The 20,509-nt window shown below is 43.0% G+C and carries 17 protein-coding genes and 1 pseudogene; 3 read left to right on the forward strand and 15 right to left on the reverse strand.

Annotated features, from left to right (window positions below):
- Positions 1 to 2 precede the first annotated feature (2 nt).
- The 14 genes and pseudogenes from murJ to ACXPUX_RS00140 form a co-directional block, all read right to left on the reverse strand.
- Positions 3 to 1,544: a murein biosynthesis integral membrane protein MurJ gene (gene murJ / locus ACXPUX_RS00075; RefSeq protein WP_458829081.1), complete on the reverse strand. Its 1,542-nt coding sequence runs from the start codon at positions 1,542 to 1,544 to the stop codon at positions 3 to 5.
- Positions 1,545 to 2,540, reverse strand: a complete 996-nt coding sequence (locus ACXPUX_RS00080; RefSeq protein WP_458829083.1) for a DUF6625 family protein — start codon at positions 2,538 to 2,540, stop codon at positions 1,545 to 1,547. It abuts the gene before it with no gap.
- The gene (locus tag ACXPUX_RS00085; RefSeq protein ID WP_458829084.1) at positions 2,537 to 3,442 is read right to left on the reverse strand and encodes a glycosyltransferase family 2 protein; all 906 of its coding nucleotides are present in this window, start codon (positions 3,440 to 3,442) and stop codon (positions 2,537 to 2,539) included. Before ACXPUX_RS00085 ends, ACXPUX_RS00080 begins: the two co-directional genes overlap by 4 nt.
- On the reverse strand, positions 3,408 to 4,583 hold the full coding sequence (locus ACXPUX_RS00090) for an O-antigen ligase family protein (protein ID WP_458829086.1): 1,176 nt from the start codon (positions 4,581 to 4,583) through the stop codon (positions 3,408 to 3,410). Before ACXPUX_RS00090 ends, ACXPUX_RS00085 begins: the two co-directional genes overlap by 35 nt.
- Before the next feature lie 6 nt (positions 4,584 to 4,589).
- Complete coding sequence (locus tag ACXPUX_RS00095; protein ID WP_458829088.1) at positions 4,590 to 5,774, reverse strand: Coenzyme F420 hydrogenase/dehydrogenase, beta subunit C-terminal domain; 1,185 nt, start codon at positions 5,772 to 5,774, stop codon at positions 4,590 to 4,592.
- Positions 5,771 to 6,811: an acyltransferase family protein gene (locus ACXPUX_RS00100; protein WP_458829090.1), complete on the reverse strand. Its 1,041-nt coding sequence runs from the start codon at positions 6,809 to 6,811 to the stop codon at positions 5,771 to 5,773. The genes ACXPUX_RS00095 and ACXPUX_RS00100 overlap by 4 nt, the downstream gene beginning before the upstream one ends.
- A gap of 15 nt (positions 6,812 to 6,826) precedes the next feature.
- Positions 6,827 to 7,996 carry a polysaccharide pyruvyl transferase family protein gene (locus ACXPUX_RS00105; RefSeq protein ID WP_458829091.1) on the reverse strand — a complete coding sequence of 390 codons (1,170 nt, stop codon included), beginning with the start codon at positions 7,994 to 7,996 and terminating at the stop codon, positions 6,827 to 6,829.
- 27 nt (positions 7,997 to 8,023) lie between these two features.
- Positions 8,024 to 8,671 carry a glycosyltransferase gene (locus ACXPUX_RS00110; RefSeq protein WP_458829094.1) on the reverse strand — a complete coding sequence of 216 codons (648 nt, stop codon included), beginning with the start codon at positions 8,669 to 8,671 and terminating at the stop codon, positions 8,024 to 8,026.
- A 77-nt stretch (positions 8,672 to 8,748) separates the two neighbouring features.
- The gene (locus ACXPUX_RS00115) at positions 8,749 to 9,339 is read right to left on the reverse strand and encodes a hypothetical protein (RefSeq protein ID WP_458829096.1); all 591 of its coding nucleotides are present in this window, start codon (positions 9,337 to 9,339) and stop codon (positions 8,749 to 8,751) included.
- A complete protein-coding gene (locus ACXPUX_RS00120; protein WP_458829097.1) occupies positions 9,339 to 10,526 on the reverse strand; it encodes a radical SAM protein in 1,188 nt (395 codons plus the stop codon). The genes ACXPUX_RS00115 and ACXPUX_RS00120 overlap by 1 nt, the downstream gene beginning before the upstream one ends.
- Before the next feature lie 44 nt (positions 10,527 to 10,570).
- Positions 10,571 to 11,776, reverse strand: a complete 1,206-nt coding sequence (locus ACXPUX_RS00125; RefSeq protein ID WP_458829099.1) for a glycosyltransferase — start codon at positions 11,774 to 11,776, stop codon at positions 10,571 to 10,573.
- Positions 11,777 to 12,075: 299 nt separating this feature from the next.
- Positions 12,076 to 13,206: a glycosyltransferase family 4 protein gene (locus tag ACXPUX_RS00130; protein WP_458829101.1), complete on the reverse strand. Its 1,131-nt coding sequence runs from the start codon at positions 13,204 to 13,206 to the stop codon at positions 12,076 to 12,078.
- Positions 13,207 to 13,244: 38 nt separating this feature from the next.
- A pseudogene (locus ACXPUX_RS00135) lies at positions 13,245 to 13,918 on the reverse strand (sugar transferase).
- 45 nt (positions 13,919 to 13,963) lie between these two features.
- Positions 13,964 to 16,141: a Helicase associated domain protein gene (locus ACXPUX_RS00140; RefSeq protein WP_458829103.1), complete on the reverse strand. Its 2,178-nt coding sequence runs from the start codon at positions 16,139 to 16,141 to the stop codon at positions 13,964 to 13,966.
- A gap of 260 nt (positions 16,142 to 16,401) precedes the next feature.
- Between ACXPUX_RS00140 and ACXPUX_RS00145 the strand changes: the two genes are divergently transcribed.
- Entirely contained in the window at positions 16,402 to 17,553 is a 1,152-nt protein-coding gene (locus ACXPUX_RS00145; protein ID WP_458829105.1) for a tyrosine-type recombinase/integrase, read from the forward strand.
- Between the two features lie 389 nt (positions 17,554 to 17,942).
- On the forward strand, positions 17,943 to 18,278 hold the full coding sequence (locus ACXPUX_RS00150; RefSeq protein ID WP_055185624.1) for a hypothetical protein: 336 nt from the start codon (positions 17,943 to 17,945) through the stop codon (positions 18,276 to 18,278).
- A gap of 35 nt (positions 18,279 to 18,313) precedes the next feature.
- On the opposite strand, the gene ACXPUX_RS00155 is transcribed toward ACXPUX_RS00150, so the two are convergent.
- Positions 18,314 to 18,640 carry a hypothetical protein gene (locus ACXPUX_RS00155; protein WP_458829107.1) on the reverse strand — a complete coding sequence of 109 codons (327 nt, stop codon included), beginning with the start codon at positions 18,638 to 18,640 and terminating at the stop codon, positions 18,314 to 18,316.
- On the opposite strand from ACXPUX_RS00155, the gene ACXPUX_RS00160 reads away from it, so the two are divergent.
- Entirely contained in the window at positions 18,612 to 20,492 is a 1,881-nt protein-coding gene (locus ACXPUX_RS00160) for a DarT1-associated NADAR antitoxin family protein (RefSeq protein ID WP_458829109.1), read from the forward strand. The genes ACXPUX_RS00155 and ACXPUX_RS00160 overlap by 29 nt on opposite strands.
- Positions 20,493 to 20,509 lie beyond the last annotated feature (17 nt).

Raw genomic sequence — 20,509 nt, forward strand, 5'->3', positions numbered from 1 at the left:
TTTTACTTTTTTAATTTATTTCTACCTGTCAAAATCATGTGCATTATAAGCTTTTCTTTTAACATAATAAGAACCAACACATAGATTATGCAACCAGTAGTTCCGCCTATTATGCACTTTACTATATCTTGAAGTCCAGTAATTCTTGGCATAATAGCAATAACGCCAACACACATGCAAACCATTGCCACAAGTGCCTTCACAAATGTGCTTGCTGCTCTTATATACTCAAAGCCGTCCATCTTTTTGCACATCCGGATTAAAAGTAATATTGTACAAACAGTCGCTGAAATAGAAGTTGCGAGAGCCAATCCGAGATATTCTAATTTATTTACTAGTACAATATTCAGGGTGATATTTACCGCAACAGCAATCGTTCCGTTTATCATTGGAGTCTTTGTATCTTTCATAGAGTAAAACACTTTATTTAAAACATCTCTAAATGAAAATCCAACAATACCCAGCGCATAAATTTTTAAGGCACTGCTCACAAATAGAACCGTGGTTTCATTAAAAGCTCCACGTCCAAAAAGGATTTGCACAATTTCTTTTGAAAAAATAAAAATCAATGCTGTCAAAGGAAGAACTAATAATGAAACAACATTAATATATGTAAGTGTAAACGAATTCTTCTCTATCTTATTATCTTTTGCATATAGCTCAGTCATTTTAGGATATAGAATTGTTGTCAGACTCAATATCACGACCTGAGTGACCATATTTGCAACTTCACTTGAATAGTTAAGTGCAGAAACACTTCCTTCTATCAAACCAGATGCCATAGAACGATCAACAATTGAGTTCAACTGATTTACGCCCGTACTAATAAATACCGGACCAACAAGTATCAGCATTTGCCTAATATGACTATCCTGAAAATCTAATAAGCGCTCATGCTTGAAATCTGTTTTTTTCTTTATCAGTACTCTCAAATAAGCAAATTGTCCAAATGATGCCAAAAGTAGCCCTACTGCAAGAATGTATACATTCCCAATATAAAATCCAATTGCGATAAAAACAATCTGAATCAAATTATACGGAACATTCATTAAGGAATTTTGATTGAAATAGCCTTCAATTTGCAAATAAGCATTATAAACATATACCAAAATAATCGCGATACAAGTAGGCATAATGATTTTTGCGTATTGGTTACACAACTCAAATGTTTCTCCTTGAAATCCTCCTGCAAACAATTTCACAAGTTGCTTTGAGAAAAGATCTCCTAAAACTGTTAACACAACTGATAGTAGAAGAAAGATATTAAACACATTATTTGCAAATAGGTCAGCAGATTCTTTATCTTTCTTAACCTTTATTTCTGTATATAATGGGATGAATCCTGTTGTGACTGCTGTACCGAATACTGTGAATATAATGGCAGGAATATTTTGGACTGCAACAAAAACATCTGACACATAGCTAGTTCCATAGTAATAAGCTAAAACCATTTCGCGGACAAAGCCTAACCCTTTTGCTATAAATGCCACAAAGATTAATTCAATAACCTTTATTGCAATGCTTTTATCCCCTTTTCGACCCATTTAATTAAATCCTCTCTTTACGGACAGTCTGGCTTTCTTTCTAAGATAAAAAGCCAGTTTTTTGACCGTAATTTTCTTTCTATAGAACCACGCTATTTTTGTATAGAAATGCAGCGTACTACAGGTTCCATGCTTTTTGATAAATTTGTAATCTAGTCTATCCTTTCCGAGTTCCCTAACCACATCTGGATAAATGGCGTAAACGATATCTTTTGAATATGCTCTGGCTTTAAAAGAAATTGGTCTCGAAAAAAGATGAATATACATATATTCTTCTTTTTTGACAGTTGTTCCATCTAAATAATTTCTTACGATTTTTCCATTTTCCCAGCTGAATACTTGCCTATTATTCTTATATCCATCTTCCTCAGGTAAATACAGCAAATAAAAACTTGTTGTAAATCTATCCAAATGAGCAAAGTTGGTTTCTGTATACTGCGGTATGTCTAAGGCTGTATATAAATCCGCCATAACAACCTCATCGAAAAATCGACCATCCCGACTTGTGAATGCTTCTTTATAGTCAATTATTCCATCCACATGGATTCTGTATCTGCCATTTACTTCCGGCGTGTTTCTATATAATATCGAATGCCCCTGAAATCCTATCTTATCATACTTAGATAAAATATCTTCTGTAATAAACCCTCTGATATCTCCCCATATCAAGTCCATATCACAGTGCCCCCAGAAGTCGTACCCCACCAAATCATCTGCAAAAATTTCACCATAGGCCGGTTTAAATTCGCACAGTTTCCAAGGGCGTTCAATTGATACTTTGAAGTCGTAGCATCTTTGTATTCTATTCTTAATATCTTCGTAAGAACAATAATGTACTTTCACATTATCTGGATACTCATATTCTGTGTGATCATCCGTATATAAGATCCAATCAATCGTATCATTTGCGCTGCATGAGAGAAGCCACATTTTAAATCCGGCAGGCAACTTTCCAAAGTAAGGTATCACATAACATATTGAAGTCTGTTTTTTCATTTACTAATTCCCTTTCTTATTGCCAACACAAATCCTATTGGGTATCCACAAGTAACAAGCACTTTCCTATATATTCCATTGATTGAAGATATGGCTTCTTTATATTTCCGACCAATTCTAATATTATCTCTGCTATATCCAATATATGCCTTAATAAATGCTTCTGGATATTTCCAGAAATAATCCATAGCTTCGTTTATATAATACCGCCACAAATATATTGTTTCTCTGGCGCGCCCAGCGCTCTGCTTGATCACAGAGTTTTCTTGATCGTGATAATAAGCCCTTATATTTTCATCAATGTAACGTGTTTTATATTTCCTTGCCATTCTCCACCATACAACAGATTCTGGATAGAACTTGAGCTTTTCATCTGGTTCAGGAAATGGAATTTCTTTCATCACATCTGTGCGAACTATATTCCACTTTTCAAAACAAAGTCTGTATATAAAATATGCGTCCAAGTCATTACTATCAAACATATGCTTAGGATAAGAACCAATGGGAGTACCATCTTCAGCATTGTAACATTTAGCAATAACTCCCTTATACTGATTTCTCTTCTCCTGAGGAATCGATTCCCACGTGTTAATAAATACTTCTAGTGCATTTTCTTTGAAAGAATCATCCGAATCGGCAATCAAAAACAGTTCAGATGTTGTTTCCTTCAATGCCCTGTTTATTGCCGAATGCTTTCCTGCATTTTCCTGATAAATATAGACAATCTTAAAATCCGCCTCTTCTCTGAATTTATCCACGAGGCTTTTTGTATCATCAGTTGATCCATCATCAACAATGATCCAAATAAAGTCTCTAAAAGTCTGTTTTTTTAGACTTTCAAACACTCGTGGTAATGATTTTCTTCTGTTATATGTCGGCGTAAAGACCGTTATTCTTTCCAACTTGATTTTCCTCCATTGACTTTCTGTTTTGTGTTGTCATACCAGCCAACGACATCATTAAATATACCAACACCCATATATGTGTACATCCTGCACCAAAAAGATGATTGAAATAGCACTCAAAGAATACATAACACATCAGGACAAATGACATTCTGCTTACTGAAGCTGCTTTCATATAAACATATGTAAAAACTACTGATCCAACAATTCCGCACTCCAGGTACATTTGTACAAGATCATTATGCATATTGCGACTTGCAAAATTCGATCCGTGCATTGCATTCAAATATTTTGTCAAATAGCTTGTAACGGAACCTAAGCCATATTTAATCTGACCCGAATTCATCACAGCTTCAATTCTTGCAGATCTACTAAGAGTGGCTTCATACAACGTTACATGAAATGTTTGATAAAACCATGCTTCAAATGTATCATTCAGCATCAAACATGTGAGCATTGGTAATAGTACAAAAAAGGCTACTGCAACAACAACAACCTTTTTGCTGACAGGTTTCTTTTCCACAAGCCATTTTGAAAGCACAAAAATAGCTATCGCAACAAGCATACAGATTCTTTTGAAGCTCAAAATGCAAAAAATCAAAGAGATCAATGCATTTTTTCTTTTTCCCATGTAAAGGTAATAACACTCAAAAATCAAGAAGACAAAGGCCAGCTCACTCTCAAACGGGCTGTATGAATTTGCAAATGAAATGCTTCTTATGTTTGCAAGTGTCAACTGCCCAGCAAAATTCTTAAAAAAGACTACAATATATAGTATAAACAAGTAGTCAAAAATACTTTCTATTTGTGCTTCATTAGTAAGTTGTGAATACACTATAATCAATATCAGTGGAGTATAATAGTATACAGCTTCATTAATTGCATACGAATTAAATCCATTCATTATTTGAAGCACAGCTGTAATAGCAAATAGAACTGTAATACCATTAAAAATTAGCAGATATTCTCTTCCTATTCCCCTCAACCTACGACTTTGATATAGTCCACTTCCTAAAAAATACATTCCAGAGAAAAGCCACGCCATAGCATATTTAATATAACCAAAATCAAATGCGTATGCGATTAGGACAAAAAGAAAGAATAGATCTATTTGTCGAAGCTTTTTTATTTGAAACATACGCATTCACCCCTTTATTTTTCTCAATGTTTCCATTAGCCCACATTTATATGCAATCCCCTTGATTGATTCAAGCAGCCTATCCTTAGTAGTAACTTTTATATACTTCTGAATATGCTCATCCAAGCCATGTTCATCCAAATCTTCGTAGAAATATTCTCTGCTTTTATGTGGCGTTGCAGAGTTACAAACCATTATTCCATCGAACAAAATTGCTTTTTCTGTATCAACAGGAACTATATCGTAGTAAGGGGCAAGTTCTTTTAGAAGTTTTTCTCCTTTGCTTGTATGAACCAAAAGATTTGTATATCCCTTGTCATCATCCTCCCTTTCAAGCAGTTCCCCCATATGCCAACAGTCAAACACTGTGTAATCGCTAACTCGGTTCAGTTGTTTAAATCTACAATCATAGCAAGATGGTCTGGACGAAATTTCCGAGAAAAAACTCTTAAGCATATAGTCAACTCTTGCGCTGCCTGTATATTTCTTTCCATTTTCAAATTTAAGCATCATAGTGCCACTATGGTAACCATATGTCTTATTTCTAAAGTTGATTTCCTCTATTTGAGAGTTATACTTTTGAGTTTGATAATCAATATATTTTTTCCATAGCTTGGGTGATGGTGTTCCGTGACATACCAAATCCACAGTTATTAATCTTTCATAATCCTTTCTCAAGAACTGCTTCAATCCATAGACCTGGCAGGTAGTTCCAATAAAACAAACCCAGCGTTCCTCTTTCAATTCATCCAAAATTTTTGTATACACATCTCCCAAATAACTCTGGACATACTTTGATCCTCTGGTTTTAGAAAACTCGGCATCATCCTTAGTAAATTCTCTATGTACGACATTCCAGTCGTTGTCATAACTTGCTGTCCAAACACTTCCGCCCTTACTGAAGAACCATTGCGCAAGGGGAGTTGAAAAACCACCCGATGTACTTTGCATAAGATCGTTCTGATTCTTAGTGCGAACAACATATGCTACAGGTGTTTTTCCCTCAATCGGTTTATAATTTGATATTGGGCATACTTTTTCGCACACCCCACAGTTTACACATTGAACTTTGTTAACTACCGGGTATAAAAATCCTTCTTCATCCGGCCTCATCGAAATACATTTACTAGGGCAAGCATTGAAGCATGCCGTACAACCGCAGCACTCTCTTTTATCTGTAATTTCAATCACTGTCTTATCTCCGCTCTTTTTAGTTTTCTGAAGCAAATGTCAATCGTTCTTTTGGCAACCAAAGCAAAAGCAATCGTCAATGCCACTGTTAAAAATAGAACAACAAAGTATGCGACGTTTCCATTGCTAATATGGTCTGCAATTCTGGCTTTCTCAACGATTCGGAATATCATCATATGAGAAAGATATACTTCCAAACTAACTTGGCTCAACAATTTTGTAATACTATTATCCAACAACTTCAACGGATGCGATATTGCCATTACCATCCACATTGAAAAGAGAACTACGGTTTTTAATGTAAAGAAAAGTGAAAATTCATCTGCTGGAATTAAATACCATATTACTGTCATAAAAGCTGTTATTATTAGCACACAAGGCACTGGAATGTTGCTTACTTTTTCTTTAATATCTTCTTTATAAAGATATACAATTCCACCAACTACAAAATAAATCGATAAAAACAAAAAGTTGGCACCATCTGCTTTACCTACAGATTCGTAGTAATTACAACAGCACCAATTTAGGACAAAGCAAATAATTGCTGTTATCCATGCTCTTTTTTTTGTTGAAATCAAGAAAATATAGAATGGAAACATGAAATAGAAAACGAAGATTACGCCCAACGTCCAACCAACACCAATCACTGACATGTCATGTGAAGGCAACAAATTAAATGCCAATGTAAGCGAAGCAAAGACATCTCTCCAAATAACCGTTTTTATGCTAAATAATGTATCAATGCACACAAGCAGCACAAAAAAGGGAAGATTTTTTTCAAAACGGCGAGCATAGAACTTTTCAAGATTTGCTGTTCCATTCTTAAATCGTTCATAATATCCACAACACATTCCAAATCCACTTAAAATCAGAAATAATTTCACAAAATGTGTCATACTACCTATAATATTAGTAGCAAGTTCCGAGGAAAGTGGATGTCCCATATTAGATGACACATGCATTGCAACGATGCCAAAAGCAGCAATAACTTTTAGCCCATCCAAATTTCCATATCGATTATCACTGCTTATTCCCATAGATTCCTTCTCCTCTTAAGCGCGCTCCTTGATTTCACGCAAAACAGTGCTAAGATAATTGTCTGTTACTCGCTTAAGCTTCTTATATTTTTGGCTTACAACCGTGTAGTCAATATCGTTTTTTACAATATCAGACAAATTCATTCCGTCTTTATAACGTCTATTTTCCAAACCAAAATTCACACACAACGTGTCTATCCGTGAATTTTTTGAAAAGCTGGAATTTTCAGCATATCTATTAAATACAACAAATTGTTTCTCATTAAGAATAGAAAATGCCGTTCCATGGAACGAATCAGTACACACATATTCTGCATTTCTCAGTAGATTCAAAAATCTTTCAGGGCTAACATCATATGGAGCATAATCGCCAAAGTTCTCATCCTCTTCTACATATTGATCCATATGTCGCAGTGCAACAACTTTCATATTTTTATCTTTTGCCAGCTTTTGCACAGCAGTTCTATATTCTCTCGTAGCTCCAAGAAAATACGCAAAAATATACGGTTCTTCAATTTCTTTTTTATTTGGAATTCTCTCCAACCACTCTTCTTTACTCAAAAAGAAAACAGGATCTAAAATTGTAGGAACATCTCGTCCAGTCAGTTCCTTGACAATTTCGCTTCCTCGATTTTCTCGCATACTGATATACGCAATTCGATTCAGATATTGTATTGTTCTCTTTTTCTGATACCACGGAATTTCCTTCACGCCAAAGCTGGAGGCAATTGAAATCTTCAATGTGTCATCTGGAACGAACATCAAATTATAATAATTTGTCGGTAATCCTGCAGGGCTCCAAAGCTGATCGCTTCCAGTTATTACTGCTGAATACTTTTTTCCGCCTTCACACAACGCAGCATATCCAATATATTCATCCGAAAACTTTTTAAATGCCCATTTCTTAAAATCAGCAAATTCTCTCATCCGAATTTCATTATTCTTTGCATAGTCCGGATGTTTTTTCAGACTAATTTTTCTCTGAATTCCCTCATACCTGCTATTAAACCAAACGGCATTAAATAGACGCGGCACATCTTTCAACGCTTCTGTCAAAGTCTTCTTTCGAGTATATCGAACCAACTCATACTCAATATTCTGATTTTCCAAATAACTAACAGTTGCATACGCTTGCAGTATGCCACCATAGTTTTCATGCATGTACTTTATGCATACTCCAACCATGTTAACTTCTCCTCTATACTACAAGACTCACTTCTTTAGCAAATCATCGTATATTCTCTGATACTTCTTATTCTTTTCCTGCCAAGTATAGTTTTCTGCTTTCTTTCGTGCATTCGTTCCACGCCTTACCACTTCATTCGGGTTTGCAATACATTCAAGAATCGCTTTTTTCAGATTTTCAATATATTCATCTTTTGTATTCCCATCATAAAGCCAGCCTGTGTCCTCATCAAAAAGAGTTGCTCCACCGAATTTATTGATGGTAATAACCGGAATTCCTTTTGACATCGCCTCTAGCAAAACAGTCCCTGTTGTTTCTCGTATGCTTGGCATAATAAAGACATTTGCGCCTGCGTATTCTTTTTCCATTTCCATATAGGGAATAGAACCCATACAACACACATGCTCAGACAAGTTTGTGTTATCCTTGCAACGCTTACGCAGATGCTCAAGCTCAGGGCCATCACCAACAACCCTAACTTGATATCTTGTTTCCGGTGGGATTCTAATCAATGCATCAAAAAGAAAATCTAATCCCTTTCGGTATATCATTCTTCCTGCAACCAAAAATACACATTCTTCATTTTTGTTCTTTTCGTTGTAGACATTCTTAATGTCATTTATATCTACCGCGACTTCAGTCACTGGCGCATTACATATGTTGCATTTTCCCATTTACTCATCCTTTTCTGTCCAACATACTAATTCATCCGGTCTCAGTCCATTGTCAAAGACTAACTCATACGGACAGTTTAGTTCTGCCCCCCCCCCACGAGGAATTCTTGAGTTTCTTTGTTTGCGAACATAATATAATCACAACGATTAAGTTTTCCTGTGATTCTTAACTTAAAACGATACCAGCGATTAATTCCTGAACGAACAATTTCAATAATTTCATGTCCCTTTGCATAGTCCTTTAACCCTTTAGGTAAGGACTCTCCGCCACCAAGTGGACCGCATACAAATTTGACATTTTCTATTTTTCCATAGTCACCAATTGCACGAAACTCGATCGGTGTAATTTGATGGATGATATCCACCTTTTTATCTTCACAGATTTTCTTTGCAAGGGGGAAGACACGTCTATTCCATACATTAAGCCTTCCTGAATACATGAATCCTTTAAAAACTTTTTTATAAAGATTCGGGATATCGACATAATAGAATTCTATATTTTCAAGTGGATGGCTCTGCAAATATTTTTCAACTGGTTCACGCTGTTCCTCTTTTGTAATTACATACACTTTATTTGTTTTTGAGCTTTCATAAGGAACACACCAACCAATTTTATCTTCGCTTCCGGCAAAAGGATTACATGAATACGCTATATACAGAATATTCATCACTTCTTCTCCATCTGCTGCGCAATATCGGCATCAACAATCTCTTCACCGGTCTTATTCTTCAGCTGCTCCATGCTTGCTTCACTCAGGCCATTATTGACAACAGCACACATATCGCATGTGCTGCACTTGTCCAGTTCCTCTTTGGTAACCTTACCATCACGGTAATCCCGGCAAATCTTGTTCTCGTACATGCTATACGGATGCTTGCTGAACAGTGCCTTAAACTTATGTACCAGAACCCACGTAGCAGGCTTCCAAATGTACTTGTGCATAGCCGGAGATACACTACCGATCATCCAGCAATCGCGGTCACAGCAGCGTACCTTTGCTCGTACTTTCTCTGCCTCCGGACTGTTCCACAGCTCATCCCAGCTCTGGGTGTTCAGGTTGCCCATGACTTCCTTGTCTTTGGTGCCATTGCAGGGCATGACATCACCATACGGATCGATGAAGAAGGTATCAAAACTCATGTCGCATGGCAGCAGACGCTTCTGGCCGTAGATGTAGTTGATCAGACCGTGATTAAAGTAAGCTCGGAACCACTTCTTCGGACTATTAGACCGCAACAACTCGTTAATCAGATCCTCAAAGTTCTTGGCCACCATCGGACGATCATGGATGATGTTCTTGGCTTCCACGAAATAGAAGCTGTTGTGAAGCGACGCCGTGGCGAACTCCATGCCCATCTCGTCAGAAATCTTGTACAGCGGTACGAGGTCAGGAGCATTCTTGTCCTGGACAGTCATGCCAAAGCCAACGTCCTTCATGCCCATCTCCCGCAAGGTTTTCAGGGTCTGATAGCCACGCTGATAACCATTCTGAAGGCCGCGAATCTCATTGTTGGTCTGCTCCAGACCCTCGATGGAAATACGGATACCAATCTGCGGGAACTCCTTGCACAGGTCAACGATACGATCTGTGAAGAAACCGTTGGTAGAGATAACGATACGGTCAGACTTCTTGTACAGTTCACGCACGATATCCTTCAGGTCGGTACGGATGAAAGGCTCACCGCCGGTAATATTGGTAAAGTACATCTTCGGCAGCTTCTTGATTGTCTCGATCGAGATTTCCTCTTCCGGCTTTGAAGGTGCCTTATATCGATTACACATAGAACAGCGCGCATTGCAACGGTAGGTCACAATGACTGTACCATTCAGTTTCTTCTCATTATTACTTGACATAATTTTCTCTCCTCTTGCAGCGACTTCACCGCTGTGTATTTCAATTATTTTCCCTGATAAATTTTCATAATTTTCTCGTAATACTCATCAATGGTATCGAAGCTGATGTCCTTACAGTTCGCACTGTACTCCGCACACAGCTTCTTATCACCCCAGAGCTTCTCGATCTTCTTCTTCAGATCTTCGGCATTACCGCTCTCAAACAGCTCGCCAGTCTTGCCGACCTGAATCAGCTCCGGGATACCACCTATCTCAGCTCCCAGCACCGGTGTGCCGTACATCTGGGATTCCATCACAGAGAACGGGCAGTTCTCATACCACTCAGACGGGTAGATGGAGAACCGTGCCTCACGGATGAGCTTTTCCAGTGCTTCGCCTTTCTGGAAGCCAACATTCTTGATGTTGCTTACACCCTTGATGCTCTCCTCCAACGGACCAGTACCAGCGAAGATAAACTGCACATCCGGCAGCTCCTTACAGACCTTGATGAGTGTGCCAATGCCCTTCTCCTCAGAGAAGCGGCCGAAGTAGAGGACGTAATCCTTCTTCGGAGTCTCTTTCCACTCCACCTTATCGATGAAGTTATGCATTGCCACGGTCTTCGTCGCAAACAGCGGATTGCTGTCCATCTTGCTCTTCATGAACTCAGAACAGCAGATCATGGTATCAATGTACTTGTAAGTCCCTTTCCACTTCCAGAACTCGGCCTCCATCATGCCGATGGCAGACTTCGCCGTGGAGCCGTGGATGCACTTGCCTTTCATGCAGTTCACGAAATGGCCGCCGAGGCACTTCTCACAGTTCTGGTGGGTGTTCGGATTGTTCAGCATGTGGTTCGGACAGACAAGCTGGTAGTCATGCGCCGTGAAGATGATTTTACAATCCCTTCCGGTCTCCTTCCGCCACTTCACGATTTCCAGAATGATGGAAGGTGTCAGCTGGTAGTTAAAGTTGTTCAGGTGACATACGTCGGGCTTGAAGTCGTCCAGAACTTTTCTCAGCTGTACTCTTGCTTCTTTGCTGTAAATCGTCTTGATTGGGTAGGTCAGCTTCGACAGCTTGCTGCCGCCGTGGAAGTCCATATCGCTTGTATAAGCATTGACTCGGTTGCCAACGCAGCGGCCTTTGTGTTCCATACCGAAGTACTGAACCTCGTGTCCATGCTGCTCCAGTGCCTCACCCAATTTGAATATATACGTCTCGCTGCCGCCATTTCGGTGCAGAAATTTATTCAAAATCAGCGTCCTCACGTTAAATTTCTCCTTGTTCTATGTTCTATTTCACTACCTCTGTTCAGATGAAGCACTTCCAATGTATTGTTCATAAACCAGAGTGCTCCATACAAACGCAGGTAGTGATACTGAAAGTCCTTATGATAATTTCATCTGCTGTTGCTGAACCTAGGTAGCGAGATTAAAACTGCTCTTGCAGCTCCACCCATCTCTCAAAAAATGCCGGAAATACGCTATTTTTTAGACGTTTTCACTATGTACATCTCACTACCTGCGTTCGGTTAGAGGAGATTATTTATTATCAATACTCTCATCTATTATTTTCTCCTGTACAGTTTCATGGTTTCTTTCGTGATTTCATCCCAGTTGTACTTTTTGCAGATGAAATCAGCCGCCTGCTTTTTGTGTACATCCACCTTTTCAGGATGGTCACAGGCATCCTGCAGCTTTTCTTGCAGATCCTGCACATCAGCCCTTTTGAAAATCAGCGCCTTATCTTCTACAACCTCTGCGCACTCCGGAATATCCGAAACCAAACAGCAGTTGCCGTAGCTCATTGCTTCCAGTAGACTTAGCGGCATTCCTTCCAGATCGGACGGCAGCGTGTAAATGTAAGCATTGCTGTATAGTTCATCCAGCATTGCTCCCTGTACAAACCCGGTAAAGAGAATCCGATCGTCACCCTTTGCCAGTTCTTTCAATTCCTCCATAAAGGAATCCGTATCACTGGAGCCGCCTGCGATAACCAGCTTTTTATCCGTCTTGACATTCTTGAAGGCCTCAACCAGATATCGAATCCCCTTTTCTGGCACCAAACGCCCAAGGAACAATATGTAGGAGTCTTTTTTCAGCCCGAACTTCTCCGTAATCAGATTTGCTTTCCGAATCTGCGGCCTATTCACGCCATTAGGGATAAAGTGTGTTTCTCTGCCATAAGTTTCCTTGAAATAGTCCTGCACGCCCTTGCTTAGAACAATAATCTCGTCCGCGTATTTCACGGCATTTTTTTCGCCCTGACGGATAAATTTGGAGCCAAACCCTGACTGCCACTTCTCGCGCTGCCAGTCAACGCCATGGATAGTAACCACCACCCTTTTGCCAAACATCTTCGGCAGCCATGAGAAGAAGGCCGGTCCCTCTGCATGGATATGCACCACATCGTATTTTCCAAATGCACTGTAAAGCGCTGCAAAAGCCGATGCGCTTACCGCTGCAAGGCCTTTTTTCTCTATCGTTGGAACGTACTTCTGACGGATTCCCTTGTACTCCGTTTTACCAGCATCGTCATATTCTGCACCACTCACATGGTGTCCTGACCGGTTGTAGCAGGTCACCTGACAGCCTTGCTGTGCCATCCGCGTGCATAGCTCCTTTACAACGATCTCCACACCGCCCTCTCTTGACAGCCGCTTCTGTCCAAATACCGCAATTCTAAGGTCTCTCTCCATCTCGTCTCTCCAACAGTTTTCCTTCCATGTACTATTTTTTACTCCCCACGCCCCAGCAGACACACCTTAAAGGTCTTAAAAATAATCTTCCAATCCACCCAGAAGCTGCGCTCCTTGACATACTTCACGTCCAGATCCATCCACTCCTCAAAAGAGAGGTCGTTGCGATGCGGGGCAATCTGCCAGTAGCAGCTCAATCCGGGGGTCACATACAGACGCTGCTTTTCGTAGTCGCCGTACTGCTCCACCTCGCGGGGAAGCGCCGGGCGGGGCCAACAATGCTCATATCGCCTTTCAGGATGTTCCACAGCTGGGGCAGCTCATCGAGGCTGGTCTTGCGGATAAACTTGCCCACACGGGTAATACGGGGGTCGTCCTTGATCTTGAACACAGGACCATCCATCTCGTTCTGGTCCAGCAGGTCGTCCAGTTTTGCCTCTGCATTGGGGCACATGGAGCGGAATTTATAGAACTTGAAGGGCTTTCCGTTGCGTCCGATGCGTTCCTGACTGAAAATAGGACCTGCAGACGGGTCATCCACCACAATGGCAATTGCTGTAGCCAGCATGACAGGCGACAGTACCACCAGTGCCAGAGACGACAGAATCACATCCTGTGTCCGACGCCCAATCCAGTACAGGCGATGATTGCGCAGATTTTCCTTTCGGTCAACTTCAACTTCCTTATCGATTCCGACAGTATTCGTAGCCATTTTTTCTCCTCACATAAATTTGCGTTTGTTTATAGATTTCTTGTTTTAGCCTGCCTTTGCCGTAACGGTTTCGGCTTGTACCGCCCGCCCAGACGAGCGCTTCGGGTTGCTTTTCTCCCACCGCATCCCGATTTCATCCAGCTTGGCAATCCGTTCCTCTGTCAGAACAGCGCAGCTTTTTTCAGGATTATGACGGGTATACCGCTGCCGCTTGACCCAATTTCCGAGGTTATATCCGTTCGGCGACACATAATCAGCTGGGACGTTCAGGTCTCCATGGGCATCAAAATAGCGCTTCGCCTCCTGATAACCTTCGTTCCACTGGCGGTCATTGCGGTTGCCCCAGTACATCCCAATCCTGTTGAGCCGCTCGACTTGTTCGTCCGTCAGTTTTCCTTTCGGGTACGCCCATTGCTGGCTTGCGACCCATTGCCCCAGCCGTTCACCAGCCGCTGTCACATAGGAACGTGGGATATTCAGGTTGCCATTTTCCTCATAGTAGACTGCAGCCAATGCATAAGCCTTTTCCCACTTGGCATCGAAAATGTTCCACACCATACCGATCTCATCGAGCTGTGCGATGCGTTCTTCCTTTAAGCGTCCGTTCAGCTTTTGCTGCCGGGTCTTGATGATCCACTGTCCCAGTGGGTAGCCGTCCGGGTCGGTGTATTTGCCGGGCACCATCAGGTTCCCGTAGGTGTCGTGGTATTTCTTGGCGACCTCAAATCCATGCTGCCACGCGATTTCTTTTCGGTTGCCCCAGACCATCCCGATGCTGTCCAGCCGCGCGATCTGCTGCTCGGTCAGATTGCCTTGGATCTGTCCCTCGCGCACACGGCGCTGGGTCACCAGCCACACCCCAAGGCTCAGACCACCGGGCGTCGTATACAGTTTCGGAACGTTCAGGTTGCCGTGTTCTGCGTAGTAGATGCTCGCCTCAGAGAAATAGTGCTCCCAGCCGGAAGAAAGGCTTGCCTGCAGCTGCTCGAACAGTACCCGGCAATCGTGCACCTGCTCGATAACCTCAAACCGCTCGGTGACGATCTTATCGCCCTCGCCGTTGGCATACAGACGATGGACTGCTTCCTGCATCTCGCTTTGCAGACCGGATATACTGGTCAAGCCCTCGAAATTGTTGACCACATCCAGGATCAGCGGGGCTGCGGTATCTCCAGCGGTCAGGGCGCGTCCGATCTGCTGCTTGTAGATGATGGGTGAAATCGTTGGTCGGAACAGAATGACGCCGGAAATGCCCTCCACATGGACGCCCTCGTTGAGCATATCAATGCAGAACAGCAGCTTGAGCCTGTCACTGATGTCCGTCTTGAAGTCTGCAAACGCCTTGTCGGTATTCGGATCATCGGAGTAGGCTTCGTACACCACAACATCTGGATTGACCCCTGCGAACCACTCCGGCACGTGGGACACCATCTCGTCCATGTGCTCCTTGTTGGCGCAGAACACGATGTACTTGCCAACCTTATTCGTGATATGATGGGCAAAGACCCTGTCCAGACCGTCCGCCTGCTCCAGTGCACGGCGCAGCGCGTCCAGATATTTCTGATTCACGTCCTGAATGCCCGGTGCCCGCAGGTTGTCCACCCGTGCCTGATACTTTGCAAGCGTTTTCTGGTACTGGTAAACCGTGGTCACATATTTCGGGGCAGGCAAAATACCCCTGACGACTGCTTCGCCAAGGGTCATGTTACTCGCAACACGGCTATCAAAAAGTTCTTCGGCCATATCGCGGTTATTATCCAGATATCGGATGTTTGTTGCCGTCAGCCCCAGAAGTTTTGCGTCCGGGCATAACTTTAATAAAGCCACTGTGCTTTCGCCCCAACATTCAGCACCGGCACGGTGGAATTCATCGAGTATAATATAAGCAGGCTTCTGCGCTGCTATTTCGTCCAGCTGTGCCTGCGTACAACACATCAGTTTGGCGTAGGTGTAAAAGTGAACGTTTGCCAACGGAAAATCCGGGTCGTTCCTTTTCAGACTCTCCAGCTGGGTCTTGAAGATATATTCACTGGGAGAAAGCCAAATCACGACCTTGTCCGGGTTGTCCTCGATCAGCTTGAACGCAATGTAGCTCTTTCCGGTGCCGGTGGGATGAACAATGGCAGCTTTGCCATATCGCTCCATCATCCGGACTGCCGCATGATATGCTTTTTCGTTGTGCTCAAACAGACATAATGCCACCTTGTTCACCCCTTCCCGCATAAAGGGGTATCCTCCACATGGAAAATGGAGGATACCAATTTTTCGACATCATTGTTTGATTCTCCCTATTATTTTATCATGGTTATATCTGGGAATCAATAGAAAACCATACAAATGTATCCCACCTGACCTTAGAAAAAACCTCGCAGTAGCTGAAACTTTTTTGCACATTGCCCAGTTTCGCATGAAAAATTCAGCAAAAAACGAAGGTGGACAGAATAAGTGGTCAGATGGGTGTCCAAGACGCAGGAGGAAACAAAATGGCACGACGGGGAGAAAACATTCACAAACGCAAGGATGGCCGGTGGGAAGGCCGCTACATCAAAGCGCGTACACCGGAGGGAAAGATCCAGTGGGGCTACGTCTATGGCACAGTCTATGCAGAGGTCAAACGGGTGCTCATTCAGAAGAAAGCAGAGGCAGGCTTCTACAATCTGAAAAGAACCGACCTGACCTTTGAAGCACTGGCTGAGGTATGGCTGCACTCCCAGCGGAATGCAGTAAAAGAATCCACCTATGCACATTATTCGTACACGCTGCACAAATATCTTCTTCCGGTTTTGAGTAAAGTGCCAGTCACATCCCTTGAGGAAAGCTTTCTGGAACAAGCTATGCAGCAGATCATCGCGCCGATAGATGCCACCCACAAGCCGCTGGGAAACTCCTCTGCCCGGGAATGCCTCTCCATGCTGCGCCGCATCTGCAAATATGCCGCACATTTACGGCTGATTCGTCCGATGGAGTTGGAAGTTGCGCTGCCAAAAGCTGTTGATAAAACACCCGTGCCCCTTTTTCCGGCAGAACAGCAACGGCTTTATCATTATGTACAGGAGAACCCCACGCCTCGCAAAATCGGCTTATTACTGGGGCTTGAATTAGGTCTGCGTATTGGCGAGATCTGCGGCTTGCAATGGGGTGATTTTGACCTGAAACTCGGAACGCTGAAAATCAGCCGGACAGTCTGCCGAATTTCCTGTGAAAATGGGCATACAAAGGTGGTCATCCAAACGCCTAAAACCCGCACCTCCCGCCGGGAAATTCCAATCCCAAAGCAGCTGCTTATTATGCTGAAAAAGCTGCGCGGATGTGTCAGCAATGCTGCATGGTTTCTGTCCGGCAACGAGTCCAAGCCCACCGAACCCCGTTGCTACCGAAAAAGCATCAAATCATATCTGAAACAGTCAACTGTCCGGCAGGTACGTCCGCACGCGCTGCGCCATACCTTTGCAACGACCTGTCTGCAGGCGGGGTGCGATGTAAAGACCCTCAGCGAATTGTTAGGACACGCTAACGCCAACATCACCTTGCAGCGCTATGTGCACTCTGACCTGACCCGAAAGCGCCGGGAGATGAACCGAATTTTCTCCCATCAGGTGTCCATAAAGGGCAGGAGCATTCCAAATATGACGTAGTGGTGCATAATTTCTTCGCCGTTCCTCCATTTTCCATATGGAGGATACTTTTTTATTAAATATATTCTTTGCCATTACGCGGCTGCACATTCTCTGTATCATAAAATACTTTTGCAGCATACGCAGATGCGTATGCATAGCGCACGAACCTCTGTAGCATCATATTGAGGTGAACTTTATCCATGACTGTAAAAGATGCCGTTGCCAAACGCTTTGAACAGTTCTACGACCAGCGGAAGATACATCCCAACAAGTTGGCAACCCACGCCGGTGCATATTCCAAAATTGATTTATTGTTTATATATTTTTATTCTACAAACTGCACCTCTTGCGAACATAAAAAACGCGTGTTATACTGAAGCCATCTAAAAACATTGGAGGTGTCCCCTATGCCCCGTCCCAAAGGAAGCAAGAACAAGACCAAGACCGTAAAAGCAACCGTTGACTTTGCTGCACAGATTGCTGAAAAGCAGTCTGCAAAGGAAGCCGCTGCCGCCGAAATCGCATCGATCACTGCGAACATCGATGCGCTGAAAGCTGACCTGAAAACCAAGAAGGCAGAGCTGAAATCTATCGACAAGGAAATCGCCAGAATTGAAGCCAAAAAGGTCAAGGCTGAAACCAAAGCAGCGGAATCCGCAAAGAAAGCCGAAGCAGAGGACGTGCTGAAAAAGCTGCTGGCAAGCGGCGTGAGCGCAGACGATATCCTCGCAAAGCTGAAGTGATTTAAAATTTCTGACGCAGCAGTTGACGGAAACATCTACGTCGCAAGCAGTGCAACTTGGTACCAACTTGCGATTTTTGAATCGGATTTTTCAAAATCCAAATTCAAAATGCTTGTTGGGCTGTGCCCAAACCCCTTGTGTTCTGCATCCGGTGGATGCAGGCTGCGCATTTTTGCAAAATGCTTTTTCAATCTGAGTGCCGATGCCTGTGGTATCGGCACTTTTTTCACAGATAGATTCCCGGAAGCAGAAAATAGTGCTATGCAGCACATCCGGAATTGTGCTATACTTGATTTACATAAACCTGTTCGTCCTAAAAAGTTGGAGGTGTTCATGGCTACACGAACCATTTGTTTTCCCATATCCGGCTACCCCTATTGCAAAGAACAGCCGGTGACATTCACATGGATAAACGGTAGCAAGCGGCAGAATATCCGTGCCGTCCATGATGCCGTCCATACAACAGACCCGGATGTTTCAATTCTGGAAGTCAGCTCTGCATCCGTTCAGCCGGAGGGTGAGGCTGTTTCTTCTCTGCGGCTTCTGCTGCGTCTGGATTCTGTTGCGCAGGATGTGCCCATCTGCACGGTTTTTGAAGCCGCCATGGTATTTGAACATGGTGGTCCATTCGCAGACCTTCTGACCTGTGCGCCATCCAAAGTCCATAAGGACACTCGACTGCGAACCAATGGAAAGTTGCTGCGCTACTCTTTGGAAGGAAGTGAGTATCCGATAGAGCCGTACCCGGATTCATTTTTTGAGTGGCTCTACTGCCGTGCGTTGAAGCAGTTCCCGGAAAAGACTGCGCAGTTGAGCAGATATAATGCCTTTTCCGATATTGCTGCCGCAGCGGATTCTAAAAAGTATTATGGCGATTCCTCGCGGGCGGCTGCAATCTATGTAGGACTTGCAGCGGCTGGAAAACTTCCGTGCATCGATTCCTATGAATCATTCATTGCGGAAGTTTACACGGAGCCAAAGCCCTTGCCCAAGTCTGGAAAATCTGAAATTGCTTCAAAAAAGGCACCCGAGGTTTCTGCACCAGCAAAGGAGATTCCGGCAGACGAATCGTCGCAGTCCGATCATGCAAATATTCCGGACGGTGCGCAGATGGAACATATCCTTGAGCTGCCCAAAGCGACCTGTCTGCTCCTTTCTTTGGCAAAAAATGCTGGTCTTTCTGCAAATAATTCCAGTGAGCTGGCGTATAAGGGAAAGGAATTTTTTCTTGACGCTTATCAGAAAGCACTGAAAAACAAAACGCTCCAAATCAATGTTCATAAGAACAAGATCACTTTTCCGATGGAAGAGCATGACAGCGGATTTCATGCAGTCGGAGTACTGACCCGTTCGCCTGCTTGGGAATACGGATGGAAGTTCAACTATCTGGCCGAGAATACACCCGGAGCAGAAAAGCCCGAAGTCAAAGCAAAAATCCAGAAGCCTTTGACCGCATTGGAGCATCTGGAACGCTGTGGATATAAAATCGTTCAGCAGGTCGTGCCGGAAAAGCTCCCACCGATTGCTGTTCAGCGGATGGCCTGGAAAACAGGCGAGGCTCTTTGCGACCCGGTGGTGGTGGATTTCTTGCAGTTTATCCGAACACATATGCAGAGCGACGGTTCTTTTTCGTTCCGTATCCCAAAGGGTGCGTCCAAAAAATCGTTTGCCACACTTTCAGAGATTGCTCAGACGTGGGACAAAATGGGACTTTTTGCATCCATTGTGATTTATCCGCAGAATATCGTCTATGAACTTGCGCAAAATGAAACCGTCCGGCATTTTTTGAGCGGAAAGTGGCTGGAGCTTTTTGTAGAGCATCAGGTTCAGCAGATCCTGAACCGCTATCAGGAGGAGCAGGGCGCAGAAGTTTCGGTTTGCTCCAATGTGGTTCTTTCAGAAACGGCATCCGTAGGGAGCACGCATGAGCTGGATGTCGTGTTCTCCATCAATGGAAAATTTTTCTGGGTAGAAGCCAAATCCTCCAGCCGAAGCATTGATTATGGAAAATATGCTTCTCTGTGCGAAAAGCTGAACGTGACACCAGAAAGCTTGCTTTTGGTCAACAGCGATTTGTCCGTGGAAGAGTGCGAAGGTGTTTCTTATTTCTGGAATTACCGTGTTGCAAATTGTGCAACGATCACGCAGGAACTGGAAAGCATGATTGCTAAACAAATTGAAAGCACCGGAAATGCTGTTCTGAATACAGACTGAACAATAAGCAAAAAAGG

The sequence above is a fragment of the Faecalibacterium sp. PGM34 genome (assembly GCF_054456555.1).